21 protein-coding genes are annotated in these 20,782 nt (G+C 68.2%); 8 read left to right on the forward strand and 13 right to left on the reverse strand.

What is annotated here, in order from left to right; translation table 11 throughout:
- Positions 1–95 precede the first annotated feature (95 nt).
- Positions 96–1,073, forward strand: a complete 978-nt coding sequence (locus ACWDTI_RS14075) for a diacylglycerol/lipid kinase family protein (protein ID WP_449738710.1) — start codon at positions 96–98, stop codon at positions 1,071–1,073.
- Here ACWDTI_RS14075 and ACWDTI_RS14080 read toward each other — a convergent pair.
- Positions 1,004–2,188: an MFS transporter gene (locus ACWDTI_RS14080; RefSeq protein WP_449738711.1), complete on the reverse strand. Its 1,185-nt coding sequence runs from the start codon at positions 2,186–2,188 to the stop codon at positions 1,004–1,006. The two genes, ACWDTI_RS14075 and ACWDTI_RS14080, sit on opposite strands and share 70 nt — an antisense overlap.
- Positions 2,189–2,591: 403 nt before the next feature.
- Here ACWDTI_RS14080 and ACWDTI_RS14085 point away from each other — a divergent pair, with 403 nt between their 5' ends.
- On the forward strand, positions 2,592–2,846 hold the full coding sequence (locus tag ACWDTI_RS14085) for a WhiB family transcriptional regulator (RefSeq protein ID WP_005170735.1): 255 nt from the start codon (positions 2,592–2,594) through the stop codon (positions 2,844–2,846).
- 103 nt (positions 2,847–2,949) lie between these two features.
- Here ACWDTI_RS14085 and ACWDTI_RS14090 read toward each other — a convergent pair whose 3' ends face one another.
- The 5 genes from ACWDTI_RS14090 to ACWDTI_RS14110 form a co-directional block, all read right to left on the reverse strand.
- Positions 2,950–4,455: a sensor histidine kinase gene (locus tag ACWDTI_RS14090; protein WP_449738712.1), complete on the reverse strand. Its 1,506-nt coding sequence runs from the start codon at positions 4,453–4,455 to the stop codon at positions 2,950–2,952.
- A 41-nt stretch (positions 4,456–4,496) separates the two neighbouring features.
- Positions 4,497–4,712: a biotin/lipoyl-binding carrier protein gene (locus ACWDTI_RS14095; RefSeq protein ID WP_449738713.1), complete on the reverse strand. Its 216-nt coding sequence runs from the start codon at positions 4,710–4,712 to the stop codon at positions 4,497–4,499.
- A 120-nt stretch (positions 4,713–4,832) separates the two neighbouring features.
- A complete protein-coding gene (locus ACWDTI_RS14100; protein ID WP_373279550.1) occupies positions 4,833–4,907 on the reverse strand; it encodes a 50S ribosomal protein bL37 in 75 nt (24 codons plus the stop codon).
- 74 nt (positions 4,908–4,981) lie between these two features.
- Positions 4,982–5,278, reverse strand: a complete 297-nt coding sequence (rsrA, locus tag ACWDTI_RS14105; protein ID WP_449738714.1) for a mycothiol system anti-sigma-R factor — start codon at positions 5,276–5,278, stop codon at positions 4,982–4,984.
- Entirely contained in the window at positions 5,275–6,126 is an 852-nt protein-coding gene (locus tag ACWDTI_RS14110; protein ID WP_449738715.1) for a sigma-70 family RNA polymerase sigma factor, read from the reverse strand. The genes rsrA and ACWDTI_RS14110 overlap by 4 nt, the downstream gene beginning before the upstream one ends.
- Before the next feature lie 172 nt (positions 6,127–6,298).
- Here ACWDTI_RS14110 and ACWDTI_RS14115 point away from each other — a divergent pair, with 172 nt between their 5' ends.
- Both ACWDTI_RS14115 and ACWDTI_RS14120 read left to right on the forward strand, forming a co-directional pair.
- A complete protein-coding gene (locus ACWDTI_RS14115; protein ID WP_449738716.1) occupies positions 6,299–6,793 on the forward strand; it encodes an aminoacyl-tRNA deacylase in 495 nt (164 codons plus the stop codon).
- A 64-nt stretch (positions 6,794–6,857) separates the two neighbouring features.
- On the forward strand, positions 6,858–7,643 hold the full coding sequence (locus ACWDTI_RS14120) for an SOS response-associated peptidase (protein ID WP_449738717.1): 786 nt from the start codon (positions 6,858–6,860) through the stop codon (positions 7,641–7,643).
- A 16-nt stretch (positions 7,644–7,659) separates the two neighbouring features.
- Here ACWDTI_RS14120 and ACWDTI_RS14125 read toward each other — a convergent pair whose 3' ends face one another.
- Positions 7,660–8,685: a zinc-binding alcohol dehydrogenase family protein gene (locus tag ACWDTI_RS14125; protein WP_449738820.1), complete on the reverse strand. Its 1,026-nt coding sequence runs from the start codon at positions 8,683–8,685 to the stop codon at positions 7,660–7,662.
- Positions 8,686–8,928: 243 nt separating this feature from the next.
- Here ACWDTI_RS14125 and ACWDTI_RS14130 point away from each other — a divergent pair, with 243 nt between their 5' ends.
- Entirely contained in the window at positions 8,929–10,167 is a 1,239-nt protein-coding gene (locus tag ACWDTI_RS14130) for an MFS transporter (RefSeq protein WP_449738718.1), read from the forward strand.
- A gap of 6 nt (positions 10,168–10,173) precedes the next feature.
- On the opposite strand, the gene ACWDTI_RS14135 is transcribed toward ACWDTI_RS14130, so the two are convergent.
- Together ACWDTI_RS14135 and malQ are read right to left on the reverse strand one after the other, a co-directional pair.
- Positions 10,174–10,968 carry an SDR family NAD(P)-dependent oxidoreductase gene (locus ACWDTI_RS14135; RefSeq protein WP_449738719.1) on the reverse strand — a complete coding sequence of 265 codons (795 nt, stop codon included), beginning with the start codon at positions 10,966–10,968 and terminating at the stop codon, positions 10,174–10,176.
- A gap of 10 nt (positions 10,969–10,978) precedes the next feature.
- Positions 10,979–13,129, reverse strand: a complete 2,151-nt coding sequence (malQ, locus tag ACWDTI_RS14140) for a 4-alpha-glucanotransferase (RefSeq protein ID WP_449738720.1) — start codon at positions 13,127–13,129, stop codon at positions 10,979–10,981.
- Between the two features lie 107 nt (positions 13,130–13,236).
- On the opposite strand from malQ, the gene ACWDTI_RS14145 reads away from it, so the two are divergent.
- Complete coding sequence (locus ACWDTI_RS14145; protein WP_449738721.1) at positions 13,237–13,851, forward strand: cysteine hydrolase; 615 nt, start codon at positions 13,237–13,239, stop codon at positions 13,849–13,851.
- A gap of 322 nt (positions 13,852–14,173) precedes the next feature.
- Here the strand turns inward: ACWDTI_RS14145 and ACWDTI_RS14150 are convergent, their stop codons facing one another.
- From ACWDTI_RS14150 to ACWDTI_RS14165, 4 genes are all read right to left on the reverse strand, one after another.
- Complete coding sequence (locus tag ACWDTI_RS14150) at positions 14,174–15,484, reverse strand: ATP-binding protein (protein WP_449738722.1); 1,311 nt, start codon at positions 15,482–15,484, stop codon at positions 14,174–14,176.
- A gap of 107 nt (positions 15,485–15,591) precedes the next feature.
- Positions 15,592–16,974, reverse strand: coding sequence for an FAD-binding oxidoreductase (locus ACWDTI_RS14155; protein WP_449738821.1), 1,383 nt, complete (start codon positions 16,972–16,974; stop codon positions 15,592–15,594).
- Between the two features lie 216 nt (positions 16,975–17,190).
- On the reverse strand, positions 17,191–17,838 hold the full coding sequence (locus ACWDTI_RS14160) for an SDR family oxidoreductase (protein ID WP_449738723.1): 648 nt from the start codon (positions 17,836–17,838) through the stop codon (positions 17,191–17,193).
- A 108-nt stretch (positions 17,839–17,946) separates the two neighbouring features.
- Positions 17,947–18,222 (reverse strand): GlsB/YeaQ/YmgE family stress response membrane protein, encoded by a 276-nt coding sequence (locus ACWDTI_RS14165; protein WP_449738724.1) that lies wholly within the window; start codon positions 18,220–18,222, stop codon positions 17,947–17,949.
- Between the two features lie 238 nt (positions 18,223–18,460).
- On the opposite strand from ACWDTI_RS14165, the gene ACWDTI_RS14170 reads away from it, so the two are divergent.
- Positions 18,461–18,910, forward strand: a complete 450-nt coding sequence (locus ACWDTI_RS14170) for a MarR family winged helix-turn-helix transcriptional regulator (protein WP_449738725.1) — start codon at positions 18,461–18,463, stop codon at positions 18,908–18,910.
- 69 nt (positions 18,911–18,979) lie between these two features.
- The gene (locus tag ACWDTI_RS14175) at positions 18,980–20,779 is read left to right on the forward strand and encodes an MFS transporter (RefSeq protein ID WP_449738726.1); all 1,800 of its coding nucleotides are present in this window, start codon (positions 18,980–18,982) and stop codon (positions 20,777–20,779) included.
- Positions 20,780–20,782 lie beyond the last annotated feature (3 nt).

The following is a 20,782-nucleotide window of genomic DNA, read 5'->3' on the forward strand; positions in this document are numbered from 1 at the left end:
GGGTCCACCCTAAGTGGTGCTGTTCGGCCGCCGGATCGACCCCACGGGGCGGGTGGATGCACGTCACACCGTCCGACCCAATACCCTGGGATGTCGTGCGCGTCATGCTCATCGTCAATCCGTTCGCCACGGCCACCTCACCGGCCGGTCGCGACGCACTCGTGCACACACTGAGTTCCCACTTCACCGTCGACGTGGAACACACGACGCACCGCGGGCACGCGGGCGAACTCGCTCAGCGCGCACTGGCCACCGGGGTCGACGTGGTGCTGGTGCACGGCGGCGACGGCTCGGTGAACGAGGTGGTCAACGGCTTGTTGGGCGCTCCCGGACGCGAGGCGGACACCACCGGCGTGGCACCGAAGGTCCCGGCGCTCGGGGTCATCCCCGGCGGCAGTGCCAACGTCTTCGCCCGCACCCTGGGCATCCACGCCGACCCGCTCGCGGCGACCGGTCAGATCATCGGTCTGATCGATTCGGGCCAGCACCGGCGCATCGGCCTCGGGCACACGCAGCACCGCTGGTTCCTGTTCAACACCGGGATGGGAATGGACGCGGTGGTGGTGCACGCCATGGAGGACAAACGGCACGCCGGCAAGGCGGCCACCCCGACGCGGTACCTGTGGACGACGATCAGTTCTTTCCTGCGCCACGCGGGCAGCCAGGACTCGTTCACCGTCGAGGTCCCCGACCACAAGCCGATCCCCGGGGTTCGTTTCGGATTCGTCTCCAACACCAGCCCATGGACCTACATGGGGACCTACGAGATCCGCACCAACCCGACGACCGGCTTCGATTCAAGGCTCGGGCTGTTCGCGGCGACGTCGACCGCGGTGTCGCGCAACCTCGGTCTGGCCACCCAGCTGCTCACCCATCGCGCCCCCAAGGCGCGCCACCTCTATCGCGACGACGACGTCGCGTGGGTGCGTTTCCGCGCCGACGATCCGATCGACGTCCAGATGGACGGCGACTATGTGGGCGCACACACGCTGCTCGAGTTCGGTTACCGCCCCGACGCCCTGTCCGTGGTGGCGCCCCTTCCGCAGGCCACCAGCACCGCGACCACGACGTAGGGCACGGCCGCCGCGACGAACAGTCCCGTCGGCGCCAGCCACTGCGACCCCAGCGCCCACGCACCGTAGGCGAGGATCGCCACCATCTCCTCACCCACGCCGGCGATCGACGTGATCGTAGCACGCGACGACGACACCCGGTGTGCCAGCATCGCGTCGGCGATCACCAGTGACCAGCCGAAGACCCCGAAAGCGAAGGCCACCAAAAGCATTCCGATCGGGTGTGCCGATCCGGCGCCGACCGCGAGCGCGATCGCACCGCCGCACAGCCAGCCCGCGAACACCCGCGGTCGTCGCCGCACTGCCGCCGTCGAGCCCGCGGCGAGCGAGCCGGCGACATCACCCACCGCGACGATCACCATCAGCATCGACACACCGGTCGCCGACCCGCCCGGCCACATCGTCGCGGCGAGCAGGGGAAGGTATTCGTCGAGTGCGGCCACCCACGTGAGCGCGATCACCAGCAGGAAGGCGCGACGCAGCGCCGAACGGACCCACAACTGGCGCAACGCATCCCGCAGGATGCCCGGGCCACGACCGTCGGCGTCGGCATCGGCGTCCGACACCCGGTCCCGGTCGGGTGGGTGCGCCTCGGGCAGCATCGCGGATGCGGCCGCGCACAGCACGCAGGCCGCCACACTGGCCGCGCCGACCGCCGCATAACCGCCGGCGGCGGCGAGTGGTACCGCCAGTGCGGTGCCGACGATCACACCGAATGCACGTCCGGCACGGACCCGGCCGGCCACCGCCGTATATCGGTCGGCCCGGCCATCAGCGGACAGGGTGTCGAAGATCAGCGCCTGCAGGGTGCCCGATCGGAGCGCGGACCCGGCGGCCCACAGGACGAAGCCGCCGGCGAACACCAGATAGGCCGGCCACCACGTCCAGGCCGCGAAGCCCGCGGCGGTCAGCAGCGGACCGATGACGAGCAGCGGCCGACGCGGCACGCGGTCGGCGAGCACTCCGGTCGGGATCTCGAATACGAAAGAGCAGAGCGACCACAGGATGAACAGCGAGGAGATCGCGGCCGGCGAGAGGCCGGTGACACCCGGGTCGGCGAACATCACCGCATAGAGCGGATACAGCGGGATCGCGTCCTCCGCGAACGCGGACAACGGCGCCCACACCGTGAGCCGTTTGTGATCGGATCAACATCGTCGTCGTGTCATAACTCACAGACTACGACGACTGACTCCAAGACCACCATGGTTGCGTTACGACTACCTGCGGAAATTCATTAACAACAGGAAACAAAGCGGGTAGACTAGTACATCGGTGCGCAACCGAGTGCAACCACCCCCTCCACCGAGGGGTGCTCTCCGACTGGTAGGGCACGACAGTGATATTGCACACGAGTTAACGGAACCCCATTGACTTCGGCTGGATTCGTGAAAGTATTCACAAGCAACAGTGCGGAAACATTCGGTGGGTCCGCGTGAACGAGCGGTTACAGCCACAACACATCAGACATAGAAAGTCGTCGAGCGGTGCTCGCACGAGCACACGAAGGAGCAAGGAATGGACTGGCGTCACAAGGCAATTTGTCGTGATGAAGACCCGGAACTGTTCTTCCCGGTGGGAACGAGCGGACCGGCCATCGCACAGATCGCTGATGCGAAGCTCGTCTGCGCCCGCTGCCCGGTCACGGCCGAGTGCCTCTCGTGGGCGCTGGAATCCGGCCAGGACGCAGGCGTCTGGGGCGGCATGAGCGAAGACGAACGACGCGCCCTCAAGCGGCGCACCGCGCGGACGCGGACGCGGAGCAGCGTCTAACCGGGGGACGAACTCACGTCGCGACAGCGACCACGAAAAGACCCGGCTCCGGCCGGGTCTTTCGTCTGCGGGGGGATGCAGTCAGGCGCTCGAGTCCTGGTACTCAGCGCAGGGGGATGATCACACTCACCTCGGTCCCGGTGCCCACGGGATTGGGACCCATGGTGAGTTCACCACCGAGTTCGATCGAGACGAGGGTCTTCACGATCTGCAGCCCGAGCCGATCGGACCTGGTGATGTCGAAGCCTTCAGGGAGTCCGGAGCCGTTGTCGCGCACCGCGATACGCAGTTGACGGACATCCCGGTCGGCGACGATCTCCAATGCCGCGTCGGCAGCGGTCTCGGTGAATCCGTGCTCGATCGCATTCTGGATCAACTCGGTCAGGACCATCACGAGCGGCATCGCGTATTCGGCCGACAGCACTCCGAGACGATCGGCGTGCCGCACGGTCACCGGCGCATCTCCGGACGCGACGTCGACGAGGATCGGGACCAGTCGGTCGACGACCTCGTCGAGGTCCACCTCTTCGTCGACGCTGCCCGAGAGTAGTTCGTGCACAAGGGCGATGGACGCGACACGGCGCACCGCCTCGGTCAGTGCACCACGTGCCTCGGGGTTGGTGGTGCGCCGCGCCTGCAACCGCAGCAGCGCCGACACCGACTGCAGGTTGTTCTTCACCCGATGGTGGATCTCGCGGATCGTGGCATCCTTGCTGATCAGCGCGAGGTCACGGCGTTTGACCTCCGTGACGTCGCGGATCAGGACCACCGCCCCGGTGCTCACGCCGTGCGGGCGGAGCGGCACCGCACGGATCAGCACGGTAGCCCGTCGGGCGTCGACCTCCATGCGCATGCCCACATCGCGATAAGGCCCGTCGGGCACCACCTCGGCGCCCGCCGCGGCGTCGATCATCAGCGACGCATCCCCCGACTCGAACGGATCGGTCAACAGTGAGGCGGTGACCTCCGACAGTCGCGTGTGGGTGAGTTCGGCGGTCCAGCCCATGCGGTGGAAGGCCGACAGCGCGTTGGGGCTCGCGTAGACCACCATGCCGTGCTCGTCGACCCGGACGAATCCGTCGCCCGCCCGGGGGGTCGACAATCCTCGGGTGTTGCCCTCCTGCAACGGAAACGTCCCGTCCGCGACCATCTGGCACAGGTCGTTTGCCGAGTCCTGGTAGGCCAGTTCGAGTGGCGACGGCATCCTCGGGTGAGTCAGGTCGATGGCCCGCGTGATCACGGCGATGGCCTCGTCAAAGCCGTCGAAACCAACCGGTACGGCCTCGCGCCGGATCGCCACCGCGCCCAGCCATTCGGGGCCCTCGTCGCGCAGGACCCGGTCGGCATGCAGCGCCCGCTCCACATGGGCCCGCACCGGTCCGGTGCTGATCCGTCCCACCTCGTCGCGCGGGAACACCGTCGAGGCGGTGTTGGGCCGGCACTGCGCGACGGTCACCACGTCGCCCTCGTCGGTCAGCACCGAGAGCAGGAAATCCGCGAACGACAGGTCGGCGAGGAGCTGCCACTCGGCCACCAGACGCTGCAGATGAGCGGCGGCCGCGTCGGAGAGTTGGGTGTGCTCGGCGAGCAGATCGGCCAGGGTCGACATGAGGCGTCGGCTCAACCCTCTCCGGTCGCTACCGTCGTCGCCTACTCGTAGACGGCGATGATGTCGCCGGCCTGGATGACGTCTCCGACGTGGACCTTGACGTCGGCGATGGTGCCGGGTTCCTCGGCGACCACCGGGATCTCCATTTTCATGGACTCGAGCAGGAACAGGGTGTCCCCGACGTCGACCTGCTGGCCGGCGATCGCGCGGACCTCCAGAACACTTGCCACGATCTCTGCCACGACGTCTTCAGCCATGCCCCCAACCTAGCCGACATCGCACCTGGTCTCCTCGAGCCGCGCGGAAACAAAAACGCCGACAGCATCACGCTGGATGCTGTCGACGTCTGTCTCGCACGCCTGAATCGAACTCGCGGCTCAGGAGTTCGGGCGCCTGCCGTGATTGGCGGCGTTCTTCTTGCGAGCGCGCTTCTTACGTCCGCGCTTACCCATGACGGATCTCCTTTGTGCTGGTTGCGGGAATCATTCTCCCACGTCGGGATTTCTCCCTCGACGGTGGCCGGTGGTCAGGCCGACGGGCCGCCGTGCGACTCGCGCACGATGACCGTCTTGCGGATCTCGACCCGCAGCCGCTCCCGCAGTCCCTCGGGAGCCTGCTCGCCGCCGCACTTGCGGTTGATGAGCGCCTTGAGCTGTTGCTCGATGCCGAAATGGGCGAAGCACGACGGGCAGTCGTCGAGGTGCGACTGGAGTCGGCTCCGGGCACCCGAATCACATTCGTTGTCCAGCAGGAGCCAGACGTCGGCGATCACCGCCGAGCAGTCGAGCCGACTGAATTCCGGGTCCGCGTCACCGGCGTTCATCGGGCCACCTCGCTTTCCGATCCGCTCTGCGACCGAAGGAATCCGCGCTCCCGAGCCACGTCGGCGAGCAGTTCGCGAAGTTGCCGACGGCCGCGGTGCAGCCGCGACATCACGGTTCCGATGGGGGTGTCCATGATCTCGGCGATCTCTTTGTAGGGCAGGCCCTCGACGTCGGCGTAGTACACGGCCATCCGGAAGTCCTCCGGGAGGGCCTGCAGCGCGGCCTTGATGTCGTCGTCGGGCAACGCCTCGAGCGCCTCGATCTCGGCCGATCGCAGACCGGTCGACGTGTGCTCGGCGGTCGCCGCGAGCTGCCAGTCGGTGATCTCGTCGGTCGGATACTGCGCGGGTTGCCGCTGCTTCTTGCGGTACCCGTTGATGTAGGTGTTGGTCAGGATGCGGTAGAGCCAGGCCTTGAGGTTGGTGCCCTCGCGGAACGACGAGAACGCGGAGAACGCCTTGACGTAGGTCTCCTGGACCAGGTCCTCGGCGTCGGCGGGATTGCGGGTCATCCGCAGCGCTGCCCCGTACATCTGGTCGAGCAGCGGCAGGGCGTCGCGCTCGAACCGTTCGGTCAGCTGCTCGGGGGTCTCGGCGGGATCGGTGCGATCGGGGGCGGCGGAACCGGCGCCGGTCGGCTTCTGATCAGGTGCTTCGGGTTCGGCCACTACGATCCCTTCGGTCACGGTGTGCGCGGGGGTCGACGGCGCCTCGATGACCCAACGCGGGTCGGGCGCCGTGTGTGCGCTGTCGATCCAGCTTACCGATGCGGCATCGGAGCCGGTGTCGGGCCGGTCGGGGACCTGGAGGGTCGGCGGGGTGGGTGCGAGCAGTCCGGTCACGCTCATGTGGGTGATCGACCAACCTTTCCGAATCGGGAACCGTCGGCGCCCGACCGGGAGGCCCGGGGCAATAACCTGGACTTCGGCGGCGGCGCCACCCGACTCAACAGCCCGCCCGCGGCAAATGTTCCATCCACGACGGCGACACCGAGGACGACACGAAAGGATGTGAGCCCACATGGCCGCGACCCCGGCGATCAGCGCGCTCGAACGCGCGGGCATCGAGCACACCGTGCATCGATACACCCACGACCCGCGCAACGAAGCGTACGGAGACGAGGCGGTCGCTGCGGCCGCCAAGCTCGGGGTGAGCGCCGAGCAGGTCTTCAAGACCCTCGTCATCGATCTGGGCGGTTCGCTGGCGGTCGCCGTGGTCCCGGTGCCGAAGCGGTTGTCGCTCAAAGCGGCGACGGCGGCGTTGAGCGACACGGTCCCGGGAGCCGGAAAGGCCGCGATGGCCGACGAGAAGGCGGTGACCCGCTCCACCGGATATGTCTTCGGCGGGGTCTCCCCGATCGGCCAGCGCACCCCGTTGCCGACCGTGATCGACGAGTCGGCGCTGCAGTGGCCGCAGGTGCTGTGCAGCGCGGGTCGTCGCGGCCTGGAGGTCCAACTGGCCCCGGCCGATCTGGTCGCGATCACCGGTGCGGTGGTCGCCGATATCGCGACCTGACCGGGCATCGGCCACCGACCTGGTGATCTGCCCGCTGTCGGGGGTCCGTGGAACGATGGTCGGCATGTGCGGACGATTTGCGGTCACGACGGACCCGGCGAAGCTCGCGGCGGAGATCGACGCGGTCAACGAGGTGCCGGTGCCGCTGGATCCGGCGGCCGGCGGCTCCGACGCCGACTCGGCCGCGAAAGACGCCGGCCCCCGATCGCCCGGCACCAACTACAACGTCGCGCCGACCACGACGATCATGACGGTGGTCAAGCGACACGCCCCCGACGATCCCGACGACGATCCGGCCCTGCGTGTCCGGGCGATGCGCTGGGGACTCGTCCCGCCCTGGGCGAAGGAGGTGGGCAAGGGTCCGCTGCTGTTCAACGCCCGGGCCGAAACCGCCGGCGAGAAGAGCTCGTTTCGGGCGGCGGTGAAATCCAAGCGCTGCCTGATCCCGATGGACGGATGGTACGAGTGGCGCAAGGGACCGGCCGACGACAAGGGCAAACCGACCAAGATCCCCTTCTTCATGTCACCGCACGACGGCACGCGGCTGTTCATGGCGGGCCTGTGGTCGGCGTGGCGGCCGAAGGACGCCGGCCGTGACGAGCCACCGCTGCTGAGTTGCTCGATCCTCACCACCGACGCCGTCGGCCATCTGCGCGAGGTGCACGATCGGATGCCGTTGATCATGCCGTTCGACAGCTGGGACGCCTGGCTCGATCCGGATCACGTGGCGCCGACGACCCTGTTCGCGCCGCCGACCGAGGCGATCGCCGAGCAGATCGACATTCGTGAGGTGGCGCCACTGGTGAACCGGGTCGCCAACAACGGTCCGGAGTTGCTCGAGCCCGTGTGATCCGAGGTCTCCCCGGTCAGTCCGGGACGAGCACCGCGGCGCCGTCGAAGCGGCCGGCCTTGAGGTCGATCAGGGCGTCCTGCGCGGCCGACAGCGGGTACGGATGGGTGGTGGCCCGTACTCCGTACCGCGCCGCGAGCGCCAGGAATTCGCGCCCGTCGTCGCGGGTGTTGGCGGTGACCGAGCGGATCTCCTTCTCGTAGAACAGTTCCCGCTCGTAGTTCAGGGGTGGGGTGTCGGACAGGTGGATGCCGGCGATGGACAGCACACCCCCGCGGTCCAGCGCCCGCATGGCCACCGGCACCAGCTCCCCCACCGGCGCGAAGGTGATCGCCCCGTCGAGCGGTTCCGGTGGTTCGTCGTAGGCGTCGCCGGCCGACGCGGCGCCGAGGGACAGCGCCAGCTCGCGCGCCTGCGCGCCGCGGGTCAGCACATGTACGCGGGCGCCGAGGGCCAGCGCGACCTGCGCACACAGGTGGGCGCTGCCGCCGAACCCGTAGAGCCCCAAGCGTTTCGGAACGGCGAAACCGAGGTCGGAGTCGTCGGGACGGCCGGCCCGTTTGAGTGCGCGGTAGCCGATGATGCCGGCGCACAGCAGCGGCGCGGCGGCGACGGTGTCGATGTCGTCGGGCAGCCGGTAGGCGAAGGCGGCGGGCACCGTGGTGTATTCGGCATAACCGCCGTCGGCATCCCACCCGGTGTATTGCGATGCCGGACAGAGGTTTTCGCTCCCCCGCCGACAGTATTCGCACGTTCCGTCGGTGCGCCGGAGCCACGCCACGCCGACGCGCGCACCGATCTCCACGTCGCCGGCGTCCGCTCCGGAGTCGACGACCTCACCGACCACCTCGTGCCCGGGCGTGACGTGCGCACGGCGTACCGGCAGATCGCCCTCGCTGACGTGCAGATCGGTGCGGCACACTCCGCAGGCGAGCACCCGGATGAGTAGTTCGTCGGGACCCGGCGTCGGCACCGGCTTGTCGACGAACTCCAACGGCCGCTGCTCGATCGGACCGGGACTGCTGACCGCCCATGCGCGCATGACCTGAGATTCTACGGCGGCCGATCGCGCGTCGTGGTGGGTCGGCAGGCGTGCACGCGACGCCGCGGCCACCTGCCCGATCGGCCAGTCTTTCGACACATACACAGGGGACCCGGATACGGGTGACGACCTGCACCGGTGCAGGTCAATGCGCCTATACGTGTCCCCGGTGCACGCGCCCCCGTCGATCGGTACCACCGCACCCTCGGAATACCGCCCCCACGCCGAACGCTGCCTGTGGGTATGCCGCTGAGGAGACCCGCGCCGCCCGACGGCGTCGCCGCGCACGAGCAGACCGCCGTACGCACCGCCGCGAGCCCCCGCGCGTTCGGCACCGCGATCTTCGCGTTCACCGTCGTCATGCTGGGCACCACACTGCCGACGCCGCTCTATTCGATCTACTCGTCGGAGCTGGGTTTCGGCGTGACCACCACGACGGTGATCTTCGCGGTGTACGCCGCGGGCGTGATCGCGGCGCTGATCCTGTTCGGCCGGTGGTCCGACATCATCGGGCGCCGGCCGCTGTTGCTGGCCGGTGCGGTGCTCTCGGCCGTGAGCGCCGTGGTGTTCCTGACCGCGGGCCCGGTGTGGCAGCTGATGCTCGGACGGGTGCTGTCGGGCCTGTCCGCCGGAATCTATGCCGGTGCGGCGACACCGGCGGTCATCGAGTTGGCGCCGCGGAGCTGGCGGCATCGGGCGCCGGCGCTGGCCACCGCGGCCAACATCGGTGGCCTGGGGCTGGGCCCGTTGGTGGCGGGGCTGCTCGCGCAATTCGCGCCGGCTCCGCTGCGCTTACCGTTCGCGCTGGATCTGGCGCTGCTGGCGATCGCGATCGTCGGGATCTGGTTCCTCGCCGAGCCGGTGGCGGTGACTCCGGGCGCACGGCTCACGGTCCAGCGCCTGTCGGTGCCATCCGAGGTGCGCTCGGTGTTCGTCCGGGCGTCGATCGCCGCGTTTGCCGGGTTCGCGGTGATGGGCACGTTCACTGCGGTGGCGCCGTCCTTCGTGTCGCACATCGTCGGCATCGAGAGTCATGCCCTCACCGGACTCCTGGTGTCGATGTTGTTCCTGGCCTCGGTGATCGCCCAGATCCTGGGCCGCTCACAGCCGACCGAGCGGGCACTCATCGTCGGATGTGCGGTCCTGGTCGTCGGGGTCGCGGTCGTCACCGTCGGGCTGCTCACGGCGTCATTCGCGGTGCTGGTCATCGGGGCGCTGGTGGCCGGCACCGGCCAGGGGCTCTCCTTCTCCAAGGGACTCGCCGCCGTCGTCACGGCCAGCCCGATCAACCGCCGCGCGGAGATCACCTCCACGTACTTCGTGGTCGCCTACGTGGCGATCTCCATCCCGATCGTCGGTGAGGGCATCGCCGCTGCGCACTGGGGTCTGCGGACCTCGGGCATCGTGTTCAACATCGCGGTCGGTGTGCTCGCGCTGATCGCGCTGGCGCTCACGGTGTTCGAGTCCCGGCGTATGCGGTGAACCCCCTCAGTCGAGCAGCTCTTTCATCTGCCGGGCGATCAGGCGTGAGGCGAACTTCGGACTGAGCCGCGAGAGTTTGTCCATCAGTGCGGCATCCGAGCCGATGGTCGCCCGATATCTGCCTTTCTCGATGGCCTTCACGATGGCCGCACCGGCGTCGGCCGGACTGGTCATCTTGTGGTCGGAGGCCACCGCGTCGGCCGCCAGCTCGACCCCGGAATGCTCGGCGATTCCGGTGTCGATGGCGCCCGGATAGATCGCCGTCACGGTCACGTTGGTGTCGAGGAGTTCGGCGTACAGCGCCTCGGTCAGCAGCATCACGGCCGCCTTCGACGCCCCGTAGGCCGCCTGTCCCGGCACCGGGACGTAGGCGCCCATGCTGGCGACGTTGACGAGGGACGCCTCGGGCCGCTCGACGAGGTCGGGCAGGAATGCCTTGCACATGTGCACGACACCCCAGAAGTTCACCGCCATCACCTTGTCGATGTCCTCGTAGGGCAGATCGATGACCTTGACGAATCGCTGGATGATGCCGGCCACGTTCACCAGGCCGTCGATCGGGCCGTGGGCGGCAATGGCTGCCGACCTCAGATCGTCGACCGACGGCCGATCGGTGATGTCGACGACGTGGGCCGAGAACCGGTCTCCGGCGTCCGCGATCCGGCCGGTCTCGGCGAGTCCGTCGGCGCTCAGGTCGCCGCCGGCGACATGCGCACCGCCGGCGAGGAGTTGCCTGGCCACCTCCCGGCCGATTCCGTTGCCGGCCCCGGTGACGACGAAAACCTTTCCCGCAATGTGCATCTCAACCCCTTCAGTGTCCGCCGCCGACGCCGGATTCGGCGAGGGCGGCGACGAGTTCGGCGAACCGCGCGTTGCTCGCCAGGTCCTCCACCAGGACCACGTTCCCATCCGAATCGGCCAGCGGGATACACCAATTCGGGTACTGGTCGGCGTTGGTTCCGGGCTGATTCTGGATGCGCCGCTCCCCGACCGCGTCGACGAGGGCGACACCCAGCAACACCGACGGACTCGCCGCGATCAGCCGGTAGAGCGCGTCGACGGTGGCCGGATCCGTCAGTGGCACACCGTCGGACAACAACCCTCGGTCCCTGGCCATCGCGAGGACCGCGTCGCGGTCCCGCGCGTCACGGACCCGCTCGGCATCCTCCCCGGATTCCAGCAGGCCCAGTTGCGCGCGCAGAGCGATGTGGTCGCCGTGCAGATAACCGAGCGTGGGCGGCAGGTCGTGGGTGGTCACCGACGTCAGACACAGCGCGCGGTACGCCTCGGGAGGGATCGGCGCATACGGTCCGTGTTCGAACCAGAGAATCGACGTACCCAGAATCCCTCTGTGCCCCAACGCTTCCTGCACATACCGCTCGAACACCCCGAGATCCTCGCCGATCACCACCGCCCCGGCGCGCTGTGCCTCGAGCGCCAGGATGCCGATGAGGGCGTCGTGGTCGTAGTGGACGTAGGTGCCGTCGGCCGGACCCTTGCCGTCGGGGATCCACCACAGCCGGAACAGTCCGAGGATGTGATCGACCCGCAGACCGCCGGCGTGCCGCAGCACCGTGCGCAGCATGTCGCGGTACGGCACGTATGCGGCCTCGGCGAGTTTGCGCGGGTGCCACGGCGGCTGATCCCAGCCCTGGCCCTGCTGGTTGAAACCGTCCGGGGGTGCGCCGACGGTCGCCCCGGACGCGAGGACGTCGCCGAGGGTCCACACGTCGGCGCTGTGCCGCGCGACCCCGACGGCGAGGTCGGCGATGATCCCTATCGACATGCCCGCCGACAGCGCAGCGTGTTGCGCCGCGGCGAGCTGCTCGTCGCAGATCCACTGCAGCCACGTGTGGAACTCCACCCGATCGGCCAGCTCCCGGCGCTTCTTCTTGGCGAACTCCTTGTCGTGCAGCAGTTTCGACCACTTCGGCGAGTCCTCGCGGTACCGCTCGGCGAACGCACACCACGTCGCGAATCCCTGAAGACCCTTGCCCTCCCGTTTCCGGAAGGCGAGGTACTCGTGCTCGCGTCGCTCGGTTCTCGGCTGCGCGAACACCATCTCGAGCGCCGCCAGCTTCGCCCGGAACACCTTGTTGCGCTTGATCTTCGACGGCGAGATGTTCTCGTCGAAGAACGTGCGGGCGGTCGCCGCGATCGCCTTGCGGTCCTTCTTGCGCAGCGTGGCGACCTCGGGGATGTCCTCGACGCGGATGTAGAGCGGATTGAGGAACCGACGGGTGACGGGCAGGTACGGCGACGACTCGATCGGCGGTTTCGGTTGCGCCGCGTGCAGCGGGTTGACCTGGACGAAGTCGGCGCCGTAGGCGGACGCCGCCACCTCGCAGATCTGCGCGAGGTCTGCGAAGTCGCCGACACCCCAGGACTTGGCCGACCGGACCGAATAGAGCTGCGCGGCCAGTCCCCACCGCTGACCGTCGGTCAGTTTCTCCGCGGTCGACAGACGACGCGGCGTGACGATGAGCGCGGTCTCCACCGTCAGCTCACCGTGCGGGTTGTGCGCGCTGACGGTGTGATAGCCGGGTTCGAGGTCGCGCGGCACCTCGAAGGTGGCCCGTCCGATCAGCGCATCGTCGACGTGTCGCGGCTCGGTCCAGACGTCGAGCTGGACGGGTTCCAGAATGCGTTCGTTCTCCGTGGTGATCCGCACGTACACCGGATCCCAGTGCGGGACATGGACGGGAAACGACGCCCCGGATCCCTCGACCGCCACGATGACCGGCGGGAGGGTGCGCCGCCACGGTTCGTCGTCGAGTTCGGTGTACGCGGCCGCGATCTCGTCGGCGGTCGCCGCCGCGATGCCGAGCGAACCCAGCACGGAGACAATCGTTTCCGAGTTCACCTGGTGTTCTTGTTGATCCCATCCCACGTAGCTCGTGGCCACCCCGCACCGGTGTGCCAGTCCGGCCAGTTCGTCGCGCGGCACCTCGTCGGTCGTCACGAGAGCATCGTCTCAGGATTCGGCGAGCACTGCCCGACGACTCGACGAAAGTGATTCAATCGCTGTGGCGCAGCTCACCGCTGGCACGACGACCCAAAGGAACGACCATGTCCGAGACCCTGACCCTCGACCCGGCCACCACCGCGCTGGTGCTCATCGAGTTCCAGAACGAGTTCGCCAGCGACGGCGGCGTGTTGCACGACGCGGTCGCGGAGGTGATGGAGAAGACCGGCATGCTCACCAACACGGTCGGGCTCGTCGAGAAAGCCCGCGCGGCGGGCGTGACCGTCATGCATGTCCCCATCACCTTCGCCCCCGGCTACGGCGAGCTGACCCGGCATCCGTACGGCATCCTCAAGGGTGTCGTCGACGGCAACGCCTTCGTCAAGGACACGTGGGGTGCCGCGATCGTCGACGACCTCGCACCCGCCGCCGGCGACATCGTCATCGAGGGCAAACGCGGCCTGGACACCTTCGCGAGCACCAACCTCGATTTCATCCTGCGCAGCAAGGGCATCACGACGATCGTCCTCGCCGGCTTCCTCACCAACTGCTGTGTCGAGTCGACGATGCGGACAGGCTACGAGAACGGCTACCGCGTCATCACGCTGACCGATTGCACGGCGGCGACGTCGGTGGCCGAGCACGACAACGCGATCAGCTTCGACTTCCCGATGTTCTCCGAGCCGGTCGAGTCGTCGGCGGTGATCGGCGCGCTCTAGAACGCATCTCGCGGCAACCCCCTCCGCCGGTCGAGTAAAGGAGGAGCTTGCGACGACTGCATCGAGACCACCGCGGCGAGATCTCGATGCGCTCGCTCGCAAGCTCACTCGCTTACTCGATCAGCGGGTGGGGAGACCCTTCTCGCTCACTCGATCGGCGGGTGGGGAGACCCTTCTCGCTCACTCGATCGGCGGGTGGGGAGACCCTTCTCGCTCACCCGATCAGCGGGTGGGGAGACCCCCGGCGCTCACTCGACCAGCGGGTCGGGAGACTCTTCGGATCGGGCGGAGCTTGCGACGACTGCATCGAGACCACTCCCGATCACAACCGCGCGATGCGGTCGATGTCCTCGAGGAAATCGGCGACCACCTCGGGTGACACCGTCGCCCGCGTCTCCGCCAGCGCGTCGAGATAGTCCTGCGTGGTGGGTCCGACCACGAACCCGGCACCCGCCGCCAGCGAACGCTCCAGCGAGCTCTGCGCCGCCCGGCGCGCGGCGTATTCGATGTCGGCCGGCGTGAATCCGTCGCTGGAGCGCACCAGATCGGGGACGGCGACGTCCTCGGCGGCCGGCGGCAGGAACCGCTCCCAGATGGCCGTCCGCGCCTCGTCGTCGGGCAGACCGATCGGGATGACGTAGTCGAACCGTCCGTGTCGCAGGAACGCGGAGTCGAGGGCACGGATGAAGTTGGTCGCACAGATCAGCAGGCGCCCCGGCTCGGAACGGAACTCGGGGATCAGTTTGAGCAGTTCGTTGGTGACGCCCTGGGTCGGCGACGGCGGTTCACCCTGCCGGTGCGCCGCGATCTCCTCGACCTCGTCGATGAACACCACGACGTGGTCGAGTTCGGCGATCCGGCTGAACGTCTCCCTCAGTCCGGCGGCGACACTGGGCGCGCCGTCGGCCAGACGGGACGGGAACACCTCGATGAACGACCAGCCCAGACGCGAGGCGACTGCCTTGGCGAAGGTCGTCTTGCCGGTGCCCGGCGGACCGAACAGCATCACCGCGCGCGGTGGGACCACCCCGCACCGCACGGCGAGCTCGGGTTCGGTGAGCGGGGTGATCAGGCGCAGCTCCAGCAACTCCTTCTCCCGTCGCATGCCGCCCATCGCGTCCCACAGGTCGTCGGGCAGCGCTCGTCCACCGAGTTCACGCAGCGCCGACAACTCGGTCGCGGTCACGGTGACCGGCCGTTCGAGGTACCGGAGGTTCTGCTTGACGTGGTAGCCGTCGCGCAGATAGTCGTCGAATCGGGCCTCCTCGTCGGCGACCAGCGCCGAGAGCCGCGCGAGTCCGAGAGGCGCCATCCGTCGCGCCAGGCCCGACAGCAACGCGGCACCGGTCTGCGAGTCCGATCGGCTCGGCAGGACGGCGAAGAAGACGATCCAGCCCTGGGCGTGCGCCGCCCGTCCGACGATGGCGCCGACGACCCGGTCGTGCTCGTCGACCGCCACCAGCGCGTGGTCCTGATGGCAGGAGGTCAGGACCTCGGACAACGCGTAGACCGCGGTGCCAGTCGGCCGGGAGACGCGCTCCCAGAGATCGACGATGCCGTCGACGTCGCTGGGATGAAAGTCGCGGACCCGCGGCAGGGTGGTGCGGACTCCGGTGGTGCTGATCGATGTCATGGGGGCTCCGATCGGTTCAGGGAATCGGGCCAGCCTAGGGGCTACTCGCGGGTCCGCCAAGCGAAATTTCGGTGACGGTTCAGGGGGCGACCGGGTGCGTGCGGCGGTCAGCCGAAGATCACGCCCGGATTGAGCAGTCCGGCTGGATCAAGCGCGTCCTTGATCGCGCGCATTGTGGAACGGTCGACGTCGCTGCGACCGAGGTGAGTCCACGCCGCCTTGGCGCGACCGATTCCGTGTTCAGCGCTGATGCTACCGCCGTGGGCCGAGACGATGCCGAACACGCGGGCCGTGACGTCGGCCACGTCGTTCTCGGGCACGTCGAGCAGATTGACGTGGATATTGCCGTCGCCGATGTGGCCGAACAGGATCGGCCGGCACGGATGATCGAGGCCGGAGGGAATCGCCGACAGTTCGGCGATCGCTGCCGACAGCGACCGAATCGGTACGGAGACATCAAGTTTCACCACCGGTGTGGTGGTCGATCGCGCGATGGACTCGGTGTGCTGCTCGCGCAGCGCCCACAACGCCCGGGCGGGCCCGGGTTCGACGACGGCGTCGACGATGCCGTCCGCGTTCTCCAGGACGTCGAGCACGATGCCCTCGGTGTCGCCGGTTCCCGACACCTCGAGGAGGACGTAGAACGGGGCCGCGGTGGCCAGCGGCCGGCGCAGGCCGTGTGCCGCGACCAGCGACACGCCGTCGTCGGTCATGATCTCGGCGGCCTCGATGATCAGACCGGCCGAACCCGCCTGCCCCAGCAGACCGATCGCGTCGTCGATCCGTGCCACCCCGGCCACCAGGACGGTGCTGGCCGACGGCGGCGCGACGAGGCGGAACAGCACGCGGGTGATGACCGCGAGGGTGCCCTCGCTGCCCGCGAGCAGACCCGGAAGGTCGTATCCGACGTTGTCTTTCACCAGCGAGGTCCAGCGTCGCAGCACGCGGCCGTCGGCGAGGACGGCTTCGATCCCGAGCAGTTGGGCGCGGGTGTTGCCGTGCCGGATCATCCGGATGCCGCCCGCGTTGGTGGCCACCACCCCGCCCGCGGTCGCCGAGTCCCGGGCGGCGAGGTCGACCGGGAACATGAGGCCGTGGTGCTGCGCGACCCGATCGACGGCGTCGATGGTCGCGCCCGCCTGCGCGCCGACGCAGCGGCCCATGATGTCGACGTCGTCGATGTCGGTCATCCGGGCGGTGCTCAGCAGGACGACCGGGCGGCCGTCGAGCCGGCCGATCGGTGGCACCGACCCGCCGACGAGCCCGGTGTTGCCGCCCTGCGTACACACGACCGCTCCGGCGGCGGCGCAGGCCGCGACAGCGGCTGCCACCTCGTCGGTGGTCCGCGGCCGCACGACGGCGTCCGCCTGGCCGGTCCACCGCCCGGTCCAGTCGCTGAGGTACCCGGCGGTCGCGTCGGCGTCGGTCAGCACATGGTGCTCGCCGACGATCGCGCGCAACGCGTCGAGCAGTTCCCGCGTCGGTGTCATCGATGCCTCGGTCACCCGGCGATTATCGCCGGGTGACCGACCGCCGTCAGGGCAGAGCCGTCCGGGCAGAGCCGTCAGGCCAGAGCCGTCAGGGCAGGACCGTCAGGCAGGACCGTCAGGCCAGGACCGTCAGGGCAGGACCGTCAGGCCAGAGCCGTCAGGTACAGCACCGTCAGGGCAGGACCGTCAGGTAGAGAGCCGTCAGGTACAGCACCGTCAGGGCAGCGCGTCCGCGATGGGCACCTCGCCGTCGTCGAACTCGATGGTCGTGCGATACGTGTCGGCGTCGTCGAGTACGGCCGCGATCACCGCGGCCACATTGCCGCGGCTGACCTCGCTGGACGCGCTGCGCGAGCCGCCGACCCGGATCGAGCCGCTCCCGGGCGAGTCGGTGAGACGGCTCGGCCCGAGGATCGTCCAGTTCAGCGACGTGGCGCGCAGATACTCGTCAGCATCGGCCTTGGCCTGCGCGTACGGGAAGAACGAGTTGTCTTGCGCGACACCGTGGTCGGGTCCGGCGCCGAAGTAGGAGACCATCACGTAGCGTCCGATGCCGGCCGAGCCGGCGGCGTCCATCGATCGGATGGCGGCGTCGCGGTCCACCGCGTATGTGCGGTCGGGGTTGCCACCACCGGCCCCCGCCGACCAGATGACGGCGTCGTGACCCGCGAGCACCGAGGCCAGTCCGGCGGTGTCGAGCGTCTCGACGTCGGCGACCACGGGTGTCGCACCCGCGGCGGAGACGTCGTCGGCATGCGCGTCGTTGCGGATGATCGAGGTGACCTGGTCACCCCGGTCGGCCAGCAGGCGAGCCGCCCGCAGCGCGATCTTGCCGTGTCCTCCGATGATCGCCACCCGTGTCATACCCGGTCTCCTTCTGCTCGGCGTCGTTGCTCTCCTCGGCCCAACAATGCGAACGCCGTCCGTTCTTCCCGATGTGCGGGGATCACGGACGGCGTTCGGCGTGAACGGTCAGACGCGGGTTCGGCTGCGCCCCCGGATCAGGCCGACGATCCACAGCAGCAGGCACGCCCCGGCGAGGCAGGTCAGGAAGCTGAAGATGAGACCGCCGCCGGCGACGTCGACACCGAACAGGCTGAGAATCCACCCACCCAGGAAGCCGCCGATGACGCCGACCACGATGTTGAGCAGAATTCCCTGCTGTGCATCGGTTTTCATGATCTTGCTGGCGATCCATCCGGCGAGGCCGCCGATGATGATCCACCCGATGATCCCCAGTCCGAGCATGACTCCTCCGTCTCCGCGCGGTCGCGCAGTGTGTTCATCCCTGGTGATCGGCGACGCTACGCGCGCGCGACCTGCCCGAGGGCTTCTGACGCCGAGATCGCGTCCATTCGTGGCCGAGCCGAGATCACCTCACGATCCGATAACGGTCCTCATGATCTCTTTACGATTCGCTTACTTAGCATCAAGCAACTAATAATGGTTGCAGTTCACAACAAACCTCCATCGAAAGGTCGCGCCGATGACGTCCGTCTCCGCTGTCGACGATCTGGGCACCTCGGCCGACGTCGCCACCCTGTACCACCTGCTGACCCGGATCAACCGCACGATGCGCATCCGCGGCGGCAACGGCAACCTCAGCGCAGGCGTCGCGGCCGCGCTGTGGACCATCATCAACAACGCCCCGATCCGGCTCTCCGCACTCGCCGAACGGGAATCGGTGTCGGCGCCGACCATGTCCCGGATCGTCGCGGCCCTCGACGAGAAGGGCTACATCGAGCGCACCACCGATCCCGAGGACGGGCGGGCCAAGCTGCTCAGCCCCACCGCGGAGGGCGTCGAGGTGATCGCCAGCGCACGCTCCCAGAAAGCCCGCCTGCTCGCCGACGCCATCGAGGGCCTCGACGACGAGGACCGCGCCACGGTGTGCCGGGGGTTGTCGATCCTCGCCGACGCACTCGGGACGACGTAGCCGTATCGGGCCGTCCGCGCACGGCCCCACCGACCGGTATCCCAACTCGCCACTCTCACAGGACTTCTCATGACAACAGCACCGTCGGCGCCGCAGACCGCGCCCACCGATGATCCCCACTACAAGTGGATAGCGCTCTCCAACACGACCCTGGGCATGCTGATCGCGACGATCAACAGCTCGATCGTGCTCATCGCCCTGCCCGACATCTTCAAGGGCATCAACCTCAACCCCCTCGAACCGCAGAACACCAGCTACCTGCTGTGGATGATGATGGGCTTCCTCGTCGTCACCGCGGTACTGGTGGTGTCCTTCGGCCGGCTCGGCGACATGTACGGGCGCGCCCGCATGTACAACATGGGATTCGCGATCTTCACGGTCTCGTCGATCTTCCTGGCCATCACCTGGTTCGACGGACCCGAAGCCGCGATGTGGCTGATCTTCTGGCGCATCGTGCAGGGCGTCGGCGGCGCGTTCCTGATGGCGAACTCCTCGGCCATCCTCACCGACGCATTCCCCGCCAACCAACGTGGCCTGGCGATGGGCATCAACGGCGTCGCCGCGATCGCCGGCTCGTTCCTCGGCCTGCTCGTCGGTGGTGTCCTCGCGCCGATCCAGTGGCATTACATCTTCCTCGTGTCGGTGCCCTTCGGTGTGGTCGGCACCATCTGGGCCTACCTGAAGCTGCGTGACACGGGCGTCCGCAAGAAGGCGAAGATGGACTGGTGGGGCAACCTGACCTTCGCGATCGGGCTCATCTCGATCCTCATCGCCATCACCTATGGCATCCAGCCCTACGGCGACTCCAACATGGGGTGGTCCAACCCGTGGGTGCTGACCGGCCTCATCGGCGGCATGGTGATGCTGGCGCTGTTCGCCTACATCGAGACCAAGGTCGACAGCCCGCTGTTCGAACTCTCGCTGTTCCGTAACCGCAGCTTCGCGTTCGGCAACGCCGCCAACCTGATGGCCTCCATCGGCCGCGGTGGTCTGCAGTTCATCCTGATCATCTGGCTGCAGGGCATCTGGCTGCCGCAGCACGGCTACGACTACTCACGCACCCCGCTGTGGGCAGGCATCTACATGGTCCCGATGACGATCGGCTTCCTCATCTCCGCCCCGGTGTCCGGTGCGCTCTCGGACAAGCTCGGCACCAAGTGGTTCACCACCAGCGGCATGCTGATCACCGCCGGCACCTTCGCCGCCCTGATCGCGATCCCGGTCAACTTCGCCTACCCGGTCTTCGCGGTGATCCTGCTGATCAACGGCATCGGCATGGGCCTGTTCGCCTCGCCCAACCGCGCCGAGGTGATGAACAGCCTGCCGGTCACGTCCCGCGGCTCGGGTGCGGGCATGATGACGACGTTCCAGAACGCCGCGATGGTGCTGTCCATCGGCATGTTCTTCTCGCTGATGATCGCCGGACTGAGCGCACACCTGCCGACCGCGATGCTCAGCGGCCTGACCGCCAACGGTCTGCCCGCCGACCAGGCGAACACCTTGGCGCACCTGCCGACCGTCGGCATCCTGTTCGCCGCGTTCCTCGGCTACAACCCGATCCAGCAGTTGCTCGCCGGGCATGCGTCGTCACTGCCGCAGGCCAGCGTCGAACACCTCACGGGTCTGGACTTCTTCCCACACCTGATCTCGGATCCGTTCGCCGACGGCCTGACCGCCGCATTCACCTTCGCGCTGGTGTGCTGCCTGCTCGGTGCGGTGTTCTCGCTGTTCACCGGCGGGAAGAGTTCGGCCGCCGAGGCGCCCGGAGACACCACCCGCGAGTCGCTCGGTGAAGAACTCGCGGCCATCGCCGCCGACGCCTCCGGCGAAGCGCCGTCCGAGCTGGTCGGGGTGCCCGACCGACGCTGATCG

This window comes from Gordonia sp. NPDC003424, from assembly GCF_053588655.1.

What these genes read in the sequence shown, in the direction of transcription:
- ACWDTI_RS14110 (WP_449738715.1), bottom strand. Translation starts at nt 6,126, where the DNA reads ATGAGCGTGACCGGACTGCTCGCACCCACCCCGCCGACCCTCCAGGTC.
- ACWDTI_RS14170 (WP_449738725.1), top strand. Translation starts at nt 18,461, where the DNA reads ATGACGTCCGTCTCCGCTGTCGACGATCTGGGCACCTCGGCCGACGTC.
- ACWDTI_RS14130 (WP_449738718.1), top strand. Translation starts at nt 8,929, where the DNA reads ATGCCGCTGAGGAGACCCGCGCCGCCCGACGGCGTCGCCGCGCACGAG.
- ACWDTI_RS14120 (WP_449738717.1), top strand. Translation starts at nt 6,858, where the DNA reads ATGTGCGGACGATTTGCGGTCACGACGGACCCGGCGAAGCTCGCGGCG.
- ACWDTI_RS14165 (WP_449738724.1), bottom strand. Translation starts at nt 18,222, where the DNA reads ATGCTCGGACTGGGGATCATCGGGTGGATCATCATCGGCGGCCTCGCC.
- ACWDTI_RS14095 (WP_449738713.1), bottom strand. Translation starts at nt 4,712, where the DNA reads ATGGCTGAAGACGTCGTGGCAGAGATCGTGGCAAGTGTTCTGGAGGTC.
- ACWDTI_RS14135 (WP_449738719.1), bottom strand. Translation starts at nt 10,968, where the DNA reads ATGCACATTGCGGGAAAGGTTTTCGTCGTCACCGGGGCCGGCAACGGA.
- ACWDTI_RS14085 (WP_005170735.1), top strand. Translation starts at nt 2,592, where the DNA reads ATGGACTGGCGTCACAAGGCAATTTGTCGTGATGAAGACCCGGAACTG.
- rsrA (WP_449738714.1), bottom strand. Translation starts at nt 5,278, where the DNA reads ATGAACGCCGGTGACGCGGACCCGGAATTCAGTCGGCTCGACTGCTCG.
- ACWDTI_RS14175 (WP_449738726.1), top strand. Translation starts at nt 18,980, where the DNA reads ATGACAACAGCACCGTCGGCGCCGCAGACCGCGCCCACCGATGATCCC.
- ACWDTI_RS14125 (WP_449738820.1), bottom strand. Translation starts at nt 8,685, where the DNA reads ATGCGCGCATGGGCGGTCAGCAGTCCCGGTCCGATCGAGCAGCGGCCG.
- ACWDTI_RS14150 (WP_449738722.1), bottom strand. Translation starts at nt 15,484, where the DNA reads ATGACATCGATCAGCACCACCGGAGTCCGCACCACCCTGCCGCGGGTC.
- ACWDTI_RS14090 (WP_449738712.1), bottom strand. Translation starts at nt 4,455, where the DNA reads ATGTCGACCCTGGCCGATCTGCTCGCCGAGCACACCCAACTCTCCGAC.
- ACWDTI_RS14115 (WP_449738716.1), top strand. Translation starts at nt 6,299, where the DNA reads ATGGCCGCGACCCCGGCGATCAGCGCGCTCGAACGCGCGGGCATCGAG.
- ACWDTI_RS14160 (WP_449738723.1), bottom strand. Translation starts at nt 17,838, where the DNA reads ATGACACGGGTGGCGATCATCGGAGGACACGGCAAGATCGCGCTGCGG.
- ACWDTI_RS14145 (WP_449738721.1), top strand. Translation starts at nt 13,237, where the DNA reads ATGTCCGAGACCCTGACCCTCGACCCGGCCACCACCGCGCTGGTGCTC.
- ACWDTI_RS14155 (WP_449738821.1), bottom strand. Translation starts at nt 16,974, where the DNA reads ATGACACCGACGCGGGAACTGCTCGACGCGTTGCGCGCGATCGTCGGC.